At 60.0% G+C, this 16630-nt stretch carries 13 protein-coding genes; 2 read left to right on the forward strand and 11 right to left on the reverse strand.

The window, feature by feature from the left end:
* Nucleotides 1-35 precede the first annotated feature (35 nt).
* From tssM to tagH, 3 genes are all read right to left on the reverse strand, one after another.
* Entirely contained in the window at nt 36-3599 is a 3564-nt protein-coding gene (gene tssM, locus AC0L14_RS09365) for a type VI secretion system membrane subunit TssM (RefSeq protein ID WP_473749266.1), read from the reverse strand.
* Nucleotides 3600-3621: 22 nt separating this feature from the next.
* Entirely contained in the window at nt 3622-5136 is a 1515-nt protein-coding gene (tssL, locus tag AC0L14_RS09370; RefSeq protein WP_473749372.1) for a type VI secretion system protein TssL, long form, read from the reverse strand.
* 410 nt (nt 5137-5546) lie between these two features.
* Nucleotides 5547-6605: a type VI secretion system-associated FHA domain protein TagH gene (gene tagH, locus AC0L14_RS09375; RefSeq protein WP_473526275.1), complete on the reverse strand. Its 1059-nt coding sequence runs from the start codon at nt 6603-6605 to the stop codon at nt 5547-5549.
* A 198-nt stretch (nt 6606-6803) separates the two neighbouring features.
* On the opposite strand from tagH, the gene AC0L14_RS09380 reads away from it, so the two are divergent.
* Nucleotides 6804-9131, forward strand: a complete 2328-nt coding sequence (locus tag AC0L14_RS09380) for a type VI secretion system Vgr family protein (RefSeq protein WP_473749267.1) — start codon at nt 6804-6806, stop codon at nt 9129-9131.
* Between the two features lie 62 nt (nt 9132-9193).
* Nucleotides 9194-10252 carry a HEAT repeat domain-containing protein gene (locus AC0L14_RS09385; protein ID WP_473526273.1) on the forward strand — a complete coding sequence of 353 codons (1059 nt, stop codon included), beginning with the start codon at nt 9194-9196 and terminating at the stop codon, nt 10250-10252.
* Between the two features lie 49 nt (nt 10253-10301).
* Here the strand turns inward: AC0L14_RS09385 and AC0L14_RS09390 are convergent, their stop codons facing one another.
* The 8 genes from AC0L14_RS09390 to AC0L14_RS09425 all read right to left on the reverse strand — a co-directional run bounded on the left by AC0L14_RS09390 (nt 10302) and on the right by AC0L14_RS09425 (nt 16549).
* Nucleotides 10302-11534, reverse strand: coding sequence for a TIGR02270 family protein (locus tag AC0L14_RS09390; protein ID WP_473526272.1), 1233 nt, complete (start codon nt 11532-11534; stop codon nt 10302-10304).
* 8 nt (nt 11535-11542) lie between these two features.
* Complete coding sequence (locus tag AC0L14_RS09395) at nt 11543-11995, reverse strand: DUF6484 domain-containing protein (RefSeq protein WP_287355561.1); 453 nt, start codon at nt 11993-11995, stop codon at nt 11543-11545.
* Between the two features lie 74 nt (nt 11996-12069).
* Nucleotides 12070-13002, reverse strand: coding sequence for a hypothetical protein (locus tag AC0L14_RS09400; protein ID WP_473749269.1), 933 nt, complete (start codon nt 13000-13002; stop codon nt 12070-12072).
* Between the two features lie 61 nt (nt 13003-13063).
* Entirely contained in the window at nt 13064-13498 is a 435-nt protein-coding gene (locus AC0L14_RS09405; protein ID WP_473749271.1) for a hypothetical protein, read from the reverse strand.
* A 29-nt stretch (nt 13499-13527) separates the two neighbouring features.
* A complete protein-coding gene (locus AC0L14_RS09410) occupies nt 13528-14040 on the reverse strand; it encodes a hypothetical protein (protein ID WP_473526269.1) in 513 nt (170 codons plus the stop codon).
* Entirely contained in the window at nt 14030-14419 is a 390-nt protein-coding gene (locus AC0L14_RS09415; protein ID WP_065006582.1) for a PAAR-like domain-containing protein, read from the reverse strand. The genes AC0L14_RS09410 and AC0L14_RS09415 overlap by 11 nt, the downstream gene beginning before the upstream one ends.
* Complete coding sequence (locus tag AC0L14_RS09420; RefSeq protein ID WP_473526268.1) at nt 14419-15519, reverse strand: beta-ketoacyl synthase N-terminal-like domain-containing protein; 1101 nt, start codon at nt 15517-15519, stop codon at nt 14419-14421. The genes AC0L14_RS09415 and AC0L14_RS09420 overlap by 1 nt, the downstream gene beginning before the upstream one ends.
* A 10-nt stretch (nt 15520-15529) precedes the next feature.
* Entirely contained in the window at nt 15530-16549 is a 1020-nt protein-coding gene (locus AC0L14_RS09425; RefSeq protein WP_473526267.1) for a DUF2169 family type VI secretion system accessory protein, read from the reverse strand.
* Nucleotides 16550-16630: the final 81 nt, after the last annotated feature.

Raw genomic sequence — 16630 nt, forward strand, 5'->3', positions numbered from 1 at the left:
ACAGCCTCACCGTATTGGAACATGCAAAGGTCATCTTAAAACGCCTTTGGACAGCTGAACCCGGAAAGCGCAGGAAGGAAGAGAGGGTTGGGGTCCGAATTGGTCTGGACCGTATAGGCGACATCGCGTCCGCCGATCACGAAGCGGGCTTCCGTGTTGCCGCCGGTGCTGGTGATATCAGCCTTGTCCAGCAGGCGCTTCAGTGCCCACGGACCGTCGAACTTGATCGCGGACTCACGGCCCGGCATTTCCGGAATGAGGCTCAGGCTCGCGGACGCGGAAGCCATGCCGCTCGGCCAGGTCACCGTGCTTGGCGCGTTGCCCGCCTGGCTGCTTTGGACAATCTGGCCATCGACGTCGAGTTCCGCCGTATCGGCATCGCCATGCAGTGAAAACGGCGTAAAGGTGACACTGACCGACGGCACCGAACCACCTGAAGGAAAGAAGGCGTTGCGGATTTCCGCGGCCAGCTGGAAGTTTTTCAAAGTCGACTTCGACAGGTCGCGCCCGAAACGCGCATCCTGTTTCCAGTTCCAGTCCTGGCCGGTCATGTCGATCAGCGATGCGAGATTCTGAGCGAAGAACCGGTCCATCAGTCCGCCTGGAGCGAACAGTTTCGCGAAATCCGCCATCGCAATATCCTCCGAGCCGTCGCTGGCGAAAGGATAACGGCCCTCGACCATCTCCTCGCAGGCGCGTGTGACCGTCTGGTCGAGCATCTGGTTCAAATTCGTTAGCGAGGTTTCCGCGACGTTGCCGTCAAGCTCGTCGGCGGTCGCGGTGACCATTCGGGCGAGTTGCTTGGGCAGACGCGAGACATTGGCGCGAAGGGTGGATATCTGCAGCTGCAGATTCATGTTGACGCGTTCCGTTTGCGAAGGGACATCGGCCGCCAATTGCAGGCTTTGGTAGATGTCGCGGAAATTCTGTGTCAACGCATCGATTGGGCGGCGTCCGGCGGGACCGTTCACCAAAGCCTGGAATGATCTGAATTGCGCTTCGACGTTCGCCCCCGGATTCTGGTTTTGCGCGCCAGCGAACCCTGTACCGGCCCGGCTTTGCGATTTGCCGCCGGCGGCTTGAAGGCCGATGCGGGCCAATCCCCTGGCGACATCTGCAGCGTTCTGCTGCTGGTTTTGAAGCATGTCGGCTTCGGCCTCGGAGCCGAAGTCCTTGCCGGAACCAGCTTCTCGCGTCAGAGCTGTTTCATCGGCGATCGCCGTAAAAAGCTGGTCGATTGGCGAGGTTGGTGACGCGGCAGCGGACAGCGCGATATAATACGGCTTGTCCTTCAGCATCGCCTTGAACTTCAACTTGTCGAGAACGCCGTTCCACGCCGCGGCGAACTCCCTCCCATAGCGATCGACAAGTTCGGGACCGAGTTTAAGCAGTTCCTGGTCGATGCCACCTTGCTCGCCGCCGCCGCCGAGAACCCACTGGTCATCGACAAGCATCTGCGCAATGCGCGAGAGTTGTCCGAGATAGAAGTTGTTGAAGCCGCTATAGGTGTAGATACCGGGTACGCGAAGGCCTGACAGATCGCCACCATCGACACGCTCGAACAACAGCTGCGCTTCCGGGCCGCCTTTCACGGCGACGGAAAAATTGTCCAGCGCTGCCGCGTATACCGCCGACTTGACCAAGGCGGAGGCACGATCGGCAAGGCTCATTCGTCCGAGCGAGCGTTGAGCGGCTTCGACAAGTGGCTGGTTGAGTTCGAAAACCGGATCGTAGGCGTCGTCCAACGCAAGCATCGCCCGCAGATGTTTTTCGAGTTGCGCCCGTCCCTCGCGGTTGTTTTCGCCCGGATACCGGTTCTGCTCCCAATCCTGCCTCATCCAGGACACGATCAGATCGTCGTCGACCTTCGGCGCCTTGCCACCAAGCATCAGGTAGATCTTCAGCGGTTCGTAAAGCGCGGCGGGATCAGCCATCTTGGCCTGGATCGTCCGTTCGGCCTGAAGCAGCAGGCGCGAACGGAACAAGCGCTCCAGCGCTTGCCGGTAAGCTGTTTTTGATGCCGAAAGAAGTCTTTCCCGCTGACTGAGCCCGAACGTCGCCTCGATCGGGGTCGGCAAGTCACTGGTGTCGAACCCGGCCGGCAGCTCGCGCAACTGGTCGAGCGGGCCAATGACGTTTTCGAGGTCGACATCGGCGACCGTCGGGGTTTTGAGGAGCGGGTCCGCCGTCTCGCGATAGCGGCTTACAGCTTGCGTCGTAGAAGCGATCAGCGACTTGTTGGCCGTAAAGCTCAGGGCCAAGGTGCCCAGAGCCGCGGCAGCGATCAATGTGATCAAGCCAAGGCCGCCATATCTGGCGATCGCTGCACGTCTTTCAGCCGATTTGTCGTATGAAACCCAGCCGGATTCCGCGAAAATGACGCCGGTCAGAAGATCGTGCAAGAAGAAGCTTTTGCCAGTGCCGGAAAGATGGGCGCGAGAAGCGCTGCCGAAACTGCGACCGATTGCGCCCAGCACCTGGTCGATCGGCGTGCCCTCCTGCGTGCCCGATGAAAAATAGAGTCCACGCAGGCTGACGTTCACCTGGCTGCGGGCCGGATCGAATACGCTTGCGATGAAACTGGCAATACGGCCCTTCAGCGCGCCAAACTGTGCTGGAAAGCCAAAGATGGATATACGAGCGACCGGATCGGTCTCTTCCTGCAGGCGGTCGGCCATCTCCTCCGCCAGGCGTTTTTCCAATGCGTCGAATTCGGCCGGTGCCTCACCGACCATGTTCTTGTTGCGATCGGCAGTCTGGAATGTCGCGCCCCATACTTTGCGGCGGCGCTGCTCGTCGAAACCGCCAAAATAATCCATGAAACCGGCGACAAGGTCGGCCTTGGTGAAGAGCAGGTACACCGGGAACTGGATTTTCAGCGTTTCGTGGATTTCGCGCAGACGGCTGCGTATTTCAATGACATGGACGTCAAGCTGCCGATCATCGAGGCTGATGAGATCGGCAAGGCTGATGGCCAGGATAACCCCGTTTATCGGTTGCCTGGTGCGGTATCTCTTAAGCAGCGACAAGAAGGCGAGCCAGCTCTTCTTGTCGCTCTGCGCGTTGGAATCCTGCGTCGTGTAGCGTCCGGCGGTGTCGATCAGCACCGCCTGGTCGGTGAACCACCAGTCGCAGGATCGTGTGCCGCCAATGCCGGCGACCGGCTGGGCGTCCCCTGAACCAGCAAGCGGAAAATTCAGACCGGAATTGACCAACGCCGTTGTTTTGCCGGCACCAGGCGGGCCGATGACGACGTACCAGGGCACGTCGTAGAGGAAATTGCGCCTGCCGCTCGACCGCTTGAGCGCAGCGATGGCCTCACTCATACGAGCCTCGAGCACCTGCGAGTCGTCATCTTTGTCGCCATTATGGGCGACTATCGCCTCGAGCGCCTTTTGTGCCTTTCGCTTTCGCCAGAGGCGCAATCCATAGAACAGCGTCACGATCGCAACGATCATGCCGATGATCGCCACGCGGAGCCAGACGGGTGCCAGCGGGCGGGTATCGGCAAAGCGGATCAATGGTCCGGCAAACCAGACGGCTGCCGCGAAACCGGCCAACGCGATCGCGCTGAATATCCGCAGCAGCCAACGCGTCATAGGCGCTTCCAAATGGCCGTGCTCACAGCGTTTCCTCCTTGGGGATCATCAGGTCGACACGGCGATTCTGGGCGCGGCCTTCCGGCGTCGCATTGTCGGCGATCGGTTCGTCTTCGCCCTTGCCGTCGACCGTGATCCGGGAAGGCTTGCTGAACCGCGGCGCCATCATCGCTTCGACAGCCTTCGCCCGGGCGATGGAAAGGTCGAAATTGGATTTGAACGCGCTCGATTTTCGCGGCTTCACATTGTCTGTGTGGCCGACGATCATGATCGGTCCGGGCTCCGGTTCCAGCGCGGCGGCGATGTCCGCGGCGATCGGTCCAAACTCCGGTTTTATCTCGGCCCTTCCGGACTGGAACAGCAGGACATTGTTGATCTCCACGACGATGAACTTGCCCTGCGTGCCGACGGTCAGCCCGCCGCGCGCGATAGTCTTGGCCAGTGCGGCATGGATGCGATCGATCTGAGAGGGGGTAGTGGCGACAGGCGGAGCGACTTTCACCGGCGCAGCCGACGGCACCACGCTGGCGCGTTCTATGGCGATCGGCGTCGACGGATCGAGCGCCAGCAACCTGCCGGCAAGGGCCTCGCCCTCGTTGGTGATGAAGACCCGCAATGCGAAGAATGCCGCCGTCAACAGCGCCGACGCTGCGGCCGCAACCACCCAGAGCGGCAACCGGGTCGACGACTGTGCGCTTGACACCGCCATGCTTTGCCAGTGGGGCGAGATGTCTTCGTCGGCGCGCGCCCTGAAGTAGCGAAGCGTCTCGTAGACGTCGCGTCGAACGCGTTCGAGATTGTTGTCCTCGCGCGTAAGGCCCCGGTACTGGCCTTCGAACCCCAGCGACAGGCAGGCATGCATCAATTCAAGCAAGTCGTAGTGTGCCTCCGGCGCGGCCAGTACCTTGTTCAGCGCTTCGTAGAAGCCCGAGCCGGTGGGCACAGCGTGAAAGAACCGCAACAGCATGCTGTGCTGCGCCCAGGCGTCTCTCTTCGGCCAAGGCAGGTTGCCGATGAGGTCGTCAGCGGTTTCGCAGAGAGCAAATTTTGCGATCCGTGCATCTTCTTCGGGAACACCGGCTTTCTCCATTGTCCGGTCGAATTTTTCGATCGCCTCGGCAATATGTTCCGCCAGTTGTTCCGCCTGTCTTTCGACAGGCATAAGCCTGAGCTGGCCAAACAGCATCAGCAAAGGAGCGGCCGCAGCGAGGATCTGATTTGCTGCGGAATATCTGACACTGTCCGTGGCATTCAGCAGGATTTCCTGCTGAATGCCCGGCGCCGCCGCAAGGGGGCCGTTTCCCGTCGCTGCACCGGGATCTGCACCCTGATAGATCACGGTTCCGGATGTCCAGCCCGGCGGTGCATGCCGATCGACACCCGGATCGAAAATCGTTGAATCCTTAACCCGCGAGGGACCGGGCTGCCCGCTGTTAGGAACAGGCCGCTGAGGAGCCGGCGCTGATTTTTCAGCGCGGCGCGGTGCGCGAATGACGGTCTTGCCCGCTGGGCCAAAAGGATCGTCCTTCGAGCTCATGTCCAAACGTCCGTCCATGCCCGGTTGCTGCGTGTGCGCCACAGCTGGGCAAAGCGGTCCCTGGTCAGGCGCAGGAACTGCAGGCGCTGCTGGCGAGGGCAGTGTCTGGAGGAAGGTCGGCTATATCTTTCTATCCCGCCGTAACATGACATGTGCCGCAGACCCCCAGGTCAATCAGCCTTACCCGCTGGCGAACTGTCGTAAATGATCGTAAGCTTAGAAACGGTCGATTGGAACCAGATGCAGCGCTGCGAAAGGATTTTTCTTCGCCAACTACAGCGCCGCATCTTTGGGCTCGCAAAGGACGCTCTAATACTTTCCACCTGGCGCGTGATCCGTACCGCGGCCGAAGGTCAGCGCAGCAAACCAATCCGATTTCCGGGGCATGGGCCAGGTTCAATCTCCCCGGCTTATTTTTGCTTGTCGGCTTTGGCATAGGCTTCGCTGAAATAGGCCAGGAATATGTCCAGCATTCCGTTTTCGTGTGCTTCCTCCATGGTTCGCCATTTGGCGACAAAGGCGTCCCAAGCCAGGCTCTTCTTCGAAGTGAATGACGTGGGTGGGAGTTTTTTGCCGATCGCCTCGGGAGACAGGTCGTCAAGCAGCCGGGAGAGCGCAGCTTGCATGGCTGCATAGGTGGCAAATTCGTGCGTCTTGAGATCGCGGAATGCGTCTTCGACACTGTGCCTGGCATCAAGGTAGCCGGCTCTGCGCCGTGCGAACATGATTTCGAGGATGTCGTCGGTTCCCGGGACGAATTTCAAGGGGTTGTTATCCGCGGAGCTTATCATCGTCCGGTGTGTGCTCTTGGCCAGTATTTTCGCAGCCGCACGTGCCTTCAGCAGCAAGGCCAGTTCCTCGACAACTGTTCGAAGCACTGTGCCGATTTCGGCAGCAACTTCATGCGGATCACGCGATTGAAGCAATTCCGGCGAGATGCCGGCTCCGATCGCGATTTCCCGCAGCACCTCGTCTCTCGTCGAAGGGAGAGGCGCGGGCGGCGAAGGCGTCGACGCCGGTGCTCGCTGCCCGGGCCGTTGCTCCACCGGCTCGAAGAAAGGCTCGCCTCCGAAGTCCAGAGGCCGACCGGTTGCGACCGGCATTTCTCGTTGCGTCGAACCGTGCCTGCTTTGAGGATGACCCATCGTGGCGCGCTCGTCATCGATCGATACCAAGATGACGTAGCGGCCGATCAGCAGCCGGTCTCCATGGTCAAGCCGATGCGGGCCGGCCATGCGATGGGTCGATCCGTTGATGAAGGTCCCATTGCGCGAGACGTCGTGCAGCCAGAACGCGCCTGCCTCGTATCGAACATCGCAATGTCGGCCGGAGATGAACTTGTCGGGGTCGGGCAAGGTCCAGTCACAGGCCTCGCGGCCGATTTCGAAGCTGCGATCACGAGTTGAGTAGCCGGTCGACATACCGGCGGGCAGCGAGACGACATTGTTGATCTGCAGCCTGATGAACATTCAAAATCGCCGTCGATCCTGTCGGGAAACTCACCCAGGACACCCCATTATACCAGCAATTTGTGAGCGGCGGCACAGAAGCGTTCAAGTCGATAATTCCAAAGGCGACTAGGCTGCAGCCGCCAAGCGTCCCCTTTGGTCGCCGGAAGACATGTGCTAGGCTGAAGCAGAAACGAGCGGCGGGAGGGGGCACGACCCATGCCGAACGAACGTGCCACGGTTGTGCAGACGCCGGTTGGCGCTGACCTGTTGACCTTCACGCATCTTATCGGGCGCGATGAGATCAGCCGTTGTTTGGCCTATACGGTCGGGTTCGTGAGCAACAGCCCCGAGATCGATCCCCTGAAGATGCTGGGCGGTGCTGTTTCGGTCGAAGGTGAATCCGATCCGAAACGCTGGTTCAGCGGCCTTGTGTCCGAGTTTCGGCTGACCCGGATCGAGGACCGTCTGGCTTACTACGAAGCCGTCGTCAGGCCATGGCTTTGGTTTCTCGGCAATACCACCGACTGCCGCATTTTCCAGAACATGAGCGTCATCGAAATCGTCGAGGAGGTTTTCTCGAAATACAGCACGGCAAAATTCGAGAAGCGCCTGCAAGGGTCTTATCCGCCGCGCGAATACTGCGTCCAGTACGATGAGACCGATCTCGATTTCGTGCAGCGGCTGCTCGAGCACGAAGGCATCCTGTATTTCTTCGAGCATGACGAGGGCAATCACACGCTTGTGCTCGCAGACGCAATGAACAAGCTCAAGCCGGCGCCGGGCTATGAAAAGGTGCCTTATCACTTTGAAGGGCAGGGCTCCCGTCGCGATGTCGAATACATCACCGAATGGATTCCGGGCAGCTCCGTGCGGCCAGGTGCCTATGTCCATACCGACTATGATTTCAAGAAGCCGGGCGCTGACCTGATGGCCAAATCCGCCCAGCCGTTCAGTCACAAGCTGGCGGCGGGCGAGAATTACCGCCAGCCCGGCGCGCATCTCGACGTCGGTCGCGGCGACAGCCTGGCCGCGATCCGGCGCGAGGAAATCCAAGCCGTGCACCAGCGCATCGCTGCAGTCGGCACGGTGCGCGGCCTGTATTCCGGCTGCACGTTCAAGCTGGACGGCTTCCCAAGAGAAGACCAGAACCAGGAGTATCTGGTGGTCAGCGCCGAATACAGGCTGTTCGATCCGGGCTACAGAGCCCTTGCCGACGTCGAAAGCGAGAACTTCAAGGTGATCCTCGGCGTGGCGCCGACTGCCTTGCCCTATCGTCCTCCGCGGGTGACGACACGGCCGATCATGCGCGGTCCGCAGACGGCGACGGTGGTCGGTCCGTCCGGCGAGGAAATATTCACCGACAAATATGCACGGGTGAAGGTCCAGTTCCACTGGGACCGTCTCGGCAAGAAGGACCAGAACAGCTCCTGCTTCGTGCGGGTGTCACAGACCTGGGCCGGCAGCGGCTGGGGCTTCATCCAGATACCGCGCATCGGCCAGGAGGTGATCGTCGACTTCATCGAAGGCGACCCGGATCTGCCGATCATCACCGGCCGCGTCTACAACGCCTCGCAGATGCCGCCATACGGACTGCCGGGCAACGCCACGCAATCCGGCTGGAAATCCGACTCTTCGAAAGGCGGCGGCGGCTACAACGAGCTGATGTTCGAGGACAAGGCCGGCTCCGAACTGGTCAATTTCCAGGCGCAGAAGGACCACAACCTTCTGATCAAGAACGACCGCACCAAGCTGGTACAGCACGACCAGTCCGACCGCATCGACCACGACGCCAAGCACTCCGTCGGCCACAACCTCGACGAGGACGTCGGCAACAACAAGACGGTCAAGGTCGGCGTCGACCAGACCACGGATATCGGCAATAACGACACCGAGACGGTGGGGGTCAATCGCTCGCTGACCGTGGGCTCGAACGAGACGATCGGTATTGGGGCGAACTCGACGGAGACGATTGGCGCCAATCATACGCAGACTGTGGCGCTCGTCCAGACGGTGACAGTTGGCGCGGCGCGTGTGGATTCCGTCGGAGCGGCGGAACAGCGCAGTGTCGGCGGATTGCAGAGCAACACGATCGGGGCGACGCGGTCGGTCAGTGTTGGGACAAGCCAGAGCCACAGCATCGGCGCCTCGGATACATGGAAGATCGGCGCAAGCCAGAATATCAGCATCGCTGCGGACCAGAATAAGAAGGTCGGCGGTGGCCAAAATTTTGAAATCGGTAAAGGCCGCAAGTTGAAGATCGGCGCGGACGACGCGACCGACGTCGGCGGCGGGCACACCCTGAAGGTCGGCAAAGCTAGTGCCGTGGATGTTGCCAATGACGGCAGTTTCAAGATCGGCAAGAACTTTGCGATCGACGCCGGGGATTCGATTTCGCTGACGTGTGGCAGCGCCTCGATCACCATGAAGAAGGATGGAAATATCATCATCAAGGGCAAAGATATTACCGTCAACGGATCCGGGAAGATCAATATCAAGGCATCGAGCGACATCACCATGAAGGGTTCCAAAATCCACGAAAACTAGCGGAAGCCTTGTTTTCATTGATGGCGGGGTAGCGCCTTAACAACATCGTGTATCGTGAAAGAATGGCTGCTTTTGCCCGAATGATCATCCTAGAGAATATTGTAGGGCAGCATGCTGAGCAGGCGGCGTCGTTGTGGGCACAAAGGGACAGTTTAGCCCTTGACGATCCTCCAGATTTGGACGCCATAGCGGCCATAGACGATAGATTGGAAATAAGTCTCGATGGCATAAGGGTCGCAAGCCGGGCGGCTTGGCCCTGTGTCCTCGCCCTCCATCAGGCGTCGCCTGGCAAGGGCGAACTCTTCGTCGTGTCTTGGACGGCTCTCGAGTTCGAGAGCGCCGATCATGTCGCGCAAGCAGTTGAAATTGGTCGCACCGCGATCGACGGCCCAGGTGGCCTGCTCGGCGCGCTGGCATGGCATACGCCTCGCCTAATTGCGCCATGGGTGCGAGCGTGGATTAATGACGCGCGTGATCCGTTCAAGCGGTTCCTGGGCGTGTCGGCCTGCTTCGAACACCGCGTCGATCCAAAACAGATGCTATCGTTGCGACTGCGCGATCCCGACACGTCAGTACGTGCGGCGAGCCTTCGGCTGGTCGCGAAGCTCGGTCGCGCCGATCTGACGGGCGAAGTCAGGAATGCGGGTTCCGATGAGGACCAGCAGGTACGTTTCTGGGCTGCCTGGGCTTTGAGCGAACTTGGCTCAGGCGACCTCGCTGAACTGAGGAGGGTAGCAGTGCAAGGCGACGACAACGCGCTGAGCGCGCTTCGAGCTGCGGTGAAGGCGATGCCGATGAAGGAAGCGCGAAGCTGGATAGGCTCGCTGTATACGTCACCGCAGAGCGCCTCCCTCGGGGTGAGAGCGGCTGGCATGCTGGGCGATCGATCGATCCTGCCGTGGTTGATTGAACGGATGGGCAATCCCGCTCTTGCCGTGACCGCGGGCGCGTCGTTTCTGGAACTGTTTCCCGAGGCGCGGCAGGAGAGCGATCTCTTCACGACTGACCCCGGCGCGGCGGGGCTTCGCTTCGAGGAATATTTTGGTGATCAGGCCGTAAGTGTCCCGCTTGCCGGCAAGGTCCTGGAATGGGGACAGCGCCAAGGACACATCAAAAATTGAGCGGGGGGCGCCAGGCGGGCCGCTCGGATCACAGAACCACTGCCGAGTCTCAACCAGTTGGCGCGAGCCGGTTGAGCGAACGTGCCGAGCTGTTGGCCAGCGGGGCATCCGGCGCACTTAACGCTAACTCAAGAGCAGCGCATCGCCTCTGACGCAGCGTTCCGTTTGCAAAGATCTCCGCCAGACTCGCCGCCGCCAGAGGCTTGCCCTGCAGATATCTTTTACCCTGACTGAAGTCCGTCTGGTTGCGCCGCCACCATTCGCGAATCTTGCGGACATCGGGCCAGACCAGATCCTGGTCGCGAGCGAAATAGTCGGCTGGTGACGCATTCTCGAAATCCACGTCGGCCGGCGGCTTGATATTCATCCCTTCGCGCTCGATTGACATTCCGGTTATGGTCTCAAAACTTTCGCCGGCCAGCCGTGCGAGCTTCGGGTCGCGCATGCGTGTGGTCAGCCACGGCACGAAGATGGGGTCCCCCAGGATGCCCGACCCGGCAGCAATCAGACGTTCCTTCGAACGATCCCCACGCAGACTAAGCAGCCATTGCACGGCGCTTTGGTGATCCGCGGCGCGCAACAGAAGTTGCACGCCCTTCCAACCAATCCCGTCGACGCTGGCGTGCCTCCGCAAGATTTCCAGTGCCTCATGCCTGTCTCCCAGCAGCACGCAGGACCATGCGGCCCAAAATCGACAAGTTTCGTGTGGGTCATTTAGGGCCGCCTTAATGTCGGAGAGCAGATCGACGCGCCCAACTTCCCCGGCCAGGCGCAAGGCTCTGGCGCGCACCGCGAGGGTATCGTTCAGCAACTCTGAAAGGCGCATCGCGGGGTCGATCCGCCGGACCGAACACGCGGCCAAACCGAGTAGGCGCCGGATGGGGCGCGGATCCTCCAAAAGGGAGCGTACCCATTCCTGAATTCGATACGGCTCGACCCAACCCAGGGCCGATACGGTAGCTCGGAATAAATCTGGAGATGCCTCGGCGAGATTCAGAACGTAGCCAATCCTGTTCTCGGACAGGCTCTCGAAGGCAAGGACGGCAGCCACGAAAGTCTCGCCCGGCTCCTGATACTGGTCGAAGGCCCTCTCGGCTACCTGCCAGCCCCACTCGCCCGAAACACGAAGACCGTCGATATGTGCCTCCAGCCGGTCGTCCAGTCTGCTCAAATTCTTGAGGTACTGATCGGGAGCGTCGACCGCCCTTTCACGCTGCAGCCAAAGGAAGGCCGCGTCTTCGGCATGTTGCTCGACGATATGCTCGATAACGCGGCGCGACATCCGAGGCCCTAGTTAAGCTGGATCGAGCCACCTTTGATCTTGTTGGGGCCAGAGGAGCGGCTGAGAATATAGGTGCCGCGCAGAATGATCTTGCCGGTACGGGTCAGCGTTATGCTGGCCTTGCCGCAGCGAAGCACGATCTCACGTTCGGCGGAAAGATCCAGGCGCTCCCCGTCCAGGGTCACGGCGACATCCTCGGCGGCAACCGGCTTCGGACGCAGCAGGCGGCCCAGAATGACGGCGCGGTCGGGATCGCCACCGTCGAACATCACGACCACGTCGGTCCCGAAATCCGACGCCTCGAGCATGGTTGCAGCGCGGGCAGCAACCATCCTGCTCTCGATTCCGTCCGGTACGGAGACGATCGGCTCGCCTGACTTGTTGCGTCCTATGAAGGTGCCGATGACAAGGCCATCGCTGAGACCGCTGCCTACGCGCGCGAAATCGGGGCGATCGTTCACAGGTGCTTACCTTGTGACTAGCTTGATGTCTTTGGCGCATGATAGCCGTGATCTGAATGCGGCGCAATTCGTCGCTATGCTATGGGGAGAACTCCAGGCGCACTGACCTGCACCCGTAGGATGTAATTCCTCATGGTGCTATACAAAACTTGCAACGTATACTCAGGGAATTTCCAGGTTGCGTCTCCTGTGAATTCCTCGTCGTAATGCTTGATCGGCTCTGCTGTGATCTTTCGAAATACAACTTCAGGCGAATCGTCGAAGTGCAATCCATTCGGAAGCGTGCCGGGCCAACGCGCCCCGTCGGCTTCGTATTCTCGATAGAACAGCACATGGGTCAGCGCCAGATCGCGCCCCCCCTCCATGTACCGGAAGTGGAGGAAAAGACCCAAGTGTTTATCGAATCTTCCAACCAAGCCGCCATCGTCGACTTCCAGATTTTGCTCCAATCGCAGAGGCGAAAACATAAGCCGAAGTCCGGGATCGGACAACTTCTTGCCAAGCGCGGCCATGATATTTGGGGTTGACGGTATCAGACCTGCATCGTCGTAGTCGGCAGGCATTGGCGGCGGTCGAAGTTGACAAGAAACGAAACCTATATTCGTGCCGCCATTTGCATAACCAATGATGAGCTGAAACTGTGGAAGCTCCCACGTGTCCCTGGTGTAGGAACGCCGGGTGCTCTCGTAGGCGGCCAACCTGTCTCGCGCCGAAATCCTGCTGTCCGAAGCCACGAGGCCGGCAGGCAAAGATCCTTGGTACGGGCCGACATCATAGCGCTCGCAGTAAAAGTAGATCTGAGTGAACAGCATCGGCTCGTTCTTGGGATCCTCTATTTCCTGCCCGAGCAGGTGCGCTCTCGCCTCGAATCCCAGTTCCACCCCAAGCTTCTTGTTCAGAAGCCAATCCTGAGCATTCAGGACAGAGCCGTCGTTCTCGTCGAGCACGACTTCCGGCTGCCGCAAAATGGCCAGCCGCGACATCAAGGCCTGAACCTCGGTATCCATTGACGATCTCCCAAGAAGGCTTACAGCTCCGCTGAAGTCCATGCCAGGCCGTATCCGTCCCCTATTTCGGTTCTTCCATGCTTAAGGTAACCTTCATGAGAGCGTCACCATCGATTTTGTAGCGAGCCTTCAGAAGAAGTTTGTTGGACACTCTCCATTGGTCCCAAGCTTCCTCCTGCTCGACCGGAGTTCCAAATCTTTCCCTCAGGCTCGGCCGAGTTGCATCTTTTGGGATATCATAAGGAGACGGCCAGGGTTCCCTTTTCACATGCATGGTCACACTGGTGAGCACGCATGTGCCGGCGCCCCCCGGAACATCCTTGAAGAGCTCAACATCCTCAAATTGAAGGGTCATTCCATCTACATCGACGGAGAGGTAGATCTCATCCCTCGGCATAACCACACCTTTTGTGACACCTGACCGTTTCAAATTTTCCTTTAAATCCGGATCGTTATTCGTCCTTCCAAACAGGTCTACCCATTTCTGATAATCCATTACTGCCTCCATACTGGCTTGATCGATGGTCAGCCCTCGCACTCCTTGACCGCCTCTTTTATCATTCCTTCGAAATCAAACTCTTTAAGTTCCTTGACCGCCGCAGCATATGCGGGTCCGCACTCGGTGTCGTCCAACGCTGCTTGTATTGCGTCGGTGTCTCGTTCTATGGCATCTTTCATGCTTTGCTTGGTTTCCGCGTCCGGCTTCATCAGCGGTTTGTTTAAATTCCCGCATGTTTCACTGTCCGCCCGGTGAACTTTGCGTGGGATTACGATAGCCTTGCCCCTGCTTTCCACTTTGTCCTTTACGCACTTTGCAACGTCTGGGTCGAAAGGGCCGAAGCGTTTTACGGCGCGTGCATATAAAGTTCCCTTCGCCGGAACGTGGTCGCGCTCCCATACCCGCGACCCGTCTGCTCGACTCGCCTTGCCGCTGTTACAAAGACTTCCATAGCTGCCAACCTCGCCGCATTTGTGCATCGGCTTGTTGTCCGGACCCTGCTTATTACCGGTCGAGGTGGCGGAGTTCTTAGCTCCCATTGTTCGTCATCTGATCGCCGAGCAGTTGGATGTTCTTGCCTTCTGCCTTCACGTCCATCGAGCCGGGCGCGACGAACTCGGTCTTTCCCTGTGTAGCCGACGACACCACGCCGCCGCCGGTGCCCTGGCTCGCCACATCAGGCGACGGCGCGCTCATGTAGTAGCTTCCCTTGATGGCTATCTTCTTCCCTTCAATCTTGACCGTCGAGGTGGCATCCGACAGCCTGTCGGCGGAGCGTCCGAAATTCGGCAGCGGAACGGGCACGAACGGAGCCGGCGGTCCCGGCATCTTGCACACATTGGGCACGTCCGCCGGCGCCATGTCTATGCTGCCCTCGGTCACCGGCGTCTTGGGCGGGTTGACTCCAACGGAAACCATCAGGCAGGCTTTCTTGGCGGGTTGGCAGAAAAGTCCAGCAGCGTCACCGCGCGCTGGCCGCCTTCGGAACTGGCCCAGAGCGCCGCTCGCGAACCGTGGCTGTAGCCCTTGCTGGCGGCGGCGTGAGCCAGCGCCGCGAACAGTGGACCTGACGCTGCGCCGACATCGCCCCAGCAGTCAGCTGGATGCAGATAGTGGGTTGCCTCATCTGAAAGATGCTGAACTCGCAGGATTGTGTAGACCAACTCCTCGCTGCGGTAGCGCTGTCCATTGAGATCGCAGTAGGTGTCGGTGATCTTGCGCCGATCTGTGCCAATGACCGGCTCGAGTCCGAGGAAGGCGGAGCTCAGCCCTTCGCCCACGCAAACCCCGTCCTCGCCGTGTCGCTTGATGGTGATCCGCTCGGGCGCGGTGCTGACTGCGCTCAGCTGCGCCAGGGCCTCCAGGCCCAGTTCTGATATCAGATTGCGGCGTGCCAGCAGGCACGCGCCCGCTCCCTCTCCCGGGAAGAAGCCGTCTCGGTTCACCTCGGATTTGAGTTGCCCCGTTTCATCCATCCATTCCAGCGTTTGATAGTCGTGATAGGAATCCACGCCTGCCACCACCGCCAGATCCGTCTTGCCTTCATCGATCGCCTTGGCGGCCATACCGAACGCAAACATTCCGGCAGCATGTCCGTTGGCCAGGCATTGCACGCGCAGGTTCGCCGGGCCGAATCGTCCCATTACGGCACGACCGAGCACTTCGGCGATGCCGTCCGGTAACCCGGGCCGCGGCTCCGGCGCACAGATGATCAGGAGCGTTCTCAGGCCGTTGGCCGACAGCGCCGCGGCCTGCGGCAGTTGCAGCAGCGTCGACAACAGCAGTTCCTTCATGCGCTCCGCCAGCGGCACCTCGGGGCCGATGACCGCATCCTGCGCCAGGCGCATGGGCTCGCCATTGCGGTCGACGAAGAACGGATGCTCGGAAATTGCTGAGATCCCCGCCCGCACCGCTGCGGCAGCGCTTTCGGGACGCAGACCAACCGGAGTCCGCGCTGAAAGGCCGGCCAGCCAGACTGGCGTCCGAGGGAGATAGGCTGCGACGCTTGGCGTAGGCATCGTCATTCCATCACATCAGCTTTTTCAGGCGGACAGAGGTTTGATCGAGATAGTCGATGTCCTTATTGCATATGAGCGAGCTTTGCCAAACCATAATCACGCGCGAAGTATCCGGCTCTAGGATCACGGTCGCCAACGTGCCTTTGGTGTGAATCGTCTCGCGTTTGATGCGCGTTGAGAAGCCGAAAACTAGGCGCGGAAGATGGAAGCGTATCGGGCCGTTCGGCGAGAGATTGATGAGCTGCACCGGCTCGCCGCCCCGCAGATAGCCGGCGACCTGTTGATCCTGCGGGGCGCAGCAATAGTAGTGGGAATCGAGATCATTCGCCCAGAGCGGGAAGCGCGTCTTCTGCCAGATCTCGTCATAAGTGCCGGCGAGTTCCCGGCGCGGCGACCAATGACAGGCCACCGCGTTGAAGCCGGCCGGCGCGGGGCGGCTAGCGACGGATGAAATCAGGTTTGCCGGATACTCGATATTGGGGAGCGGCCGTCCGAGACAGCCATTCGGGTTGGAGATGAAGCCCCGCCCGACCGGATTCCTCGCCTCCAGGCGATGATCCTTCGGATTGCTGGCAGTGCGATCCCAGCCGCCGAATGCCGCTTCATACCGGATCGGCATCTTGAGAAACGGGTCGGGGCTCGCGATGACACGTCGTCCGGCAAGGTTCACCGTCCACCAGCGATTGCCGAATACGCTCAGGCGCTTTTGAACCGGACCAACCTGGAATCCTACATCGAGCTCTGTGATCGGTTTGCCGTTCGGTGACCAAGCGGTACCGTTGACGAGCACGTCCGTGCAGGGCTTCACCCCGAAAAAATCGGCTTCATAGATCAGGCTTTTCTCGTAGTCGCCGTCGAGGGGCTGTCCCTGTATGAACGGCGGCACCTGGTTCTCCGAGGGCCGCGTGCTTCCGTCGGCCAGTATGTCCAAGGTAGCTTTCACGCAGACCAGCCAGATCTTGTTCGCGGCCTTGTCCTGAACCCAGCTCCCCATCGCTGGAAACCCGGTGCTGTTGCTGACTTCCCACATGGCGGCGGCGGACCCTCAGGCGGAAAATCGTTGGCTTAGGATGTTCTCGGAATGCCGGAGCATCCGGCGGGTTCACTCAGG

Source organism: Mesorhizobium sp. WSM4841, assembly GCF_055811515.1.

Bases quoted from the DNA above. Each gene is read 5' to 3' on its own strand.
- AC0L14_RS09410 (WP_473526269.1), bottom strand. From the start codon at position 14,040: ATGGGAGCTAAGAACTCCGCCACCTCGACCGGTAATAAGCAGGGTCCG.
- AC0L14_RS09380 (WP_473749267.1), top strand. From the start codon at position 6,804: ATGCCGAACGAACGTGCCACGGTTGTGCAGACGCCGGTTGGCGCTGAC.
- AC0L14_RS09420 (WP_473526268.1), bottom strand. From the start codon at position 15,519: ATGCCTACGCCAAGCGTCGCAGCCTATCTCCCTCGGACGCCAGTCTGG.
- tssM (WP_473749266.1), bottom strand. From the start codon at position 3,599: ATGACGCGTTGGCTGCTGCGGATATTCAGCGCGATCGCGTTGGCCGGT.
- tagH (WP_473526275.1), bottom strand. From the start codon at position 6,605: ATGTTCATCAGGCTGCAGATCAACAATGTCGTCTCGCTGCCCGCCGGT.
- AC0L14_RS09425 (WP_473526267.1), bottom strand. From the start codon at position 16,549: ATGTGGGAAGTCAGCAACAGCACCGGGTTTCCAGCGATGGGGAGCTGG.
- AC0L14_RS09385 (WP_473526273.1), top strand. From the start codon at position 9,194: ATGGCTGCTTTTGCCCGAATGATCATCCTAGAGAATATTGTAGGGCAG.
- AC0L14_RS09415 (WP_065006582.1), bottom strand. From the start codon at position 14,419: ATGGTTTCCGTTGGAGTCAACCCGCCCAAGACGCCGGTGACCGAGGGC.
- AC0L14_RS09390 (WP_473526272.1), bottom strand. From the start codon at position 11,534: ATGTCGCGCCGCGTTATCGAGCATATCGTCGAGCAACATGCCGAAGAC.
- AC0L14_RS09400 (WP_473749269.1), bottom strand. From the start codon at position 13,002: ATGGATACCGAGGTTCAGGCCTTGATGTCGCGGCTGGCCATTTTGCGG.
- AC0L14_RS09405 (WP_473749271.1), bottom strand. From the start codon at position 13,498: ATGGATTATCAGAAATGGGTAGACCTGTTTGGAAGGACGAATAACGAT.
- tssL (WP_473749372.1), bottom strand. From the start codon at position 5,136: ATGAGCTCGAAGGACGATCCTTTTGGCCCAGCGGGCAAGACCGTCATT.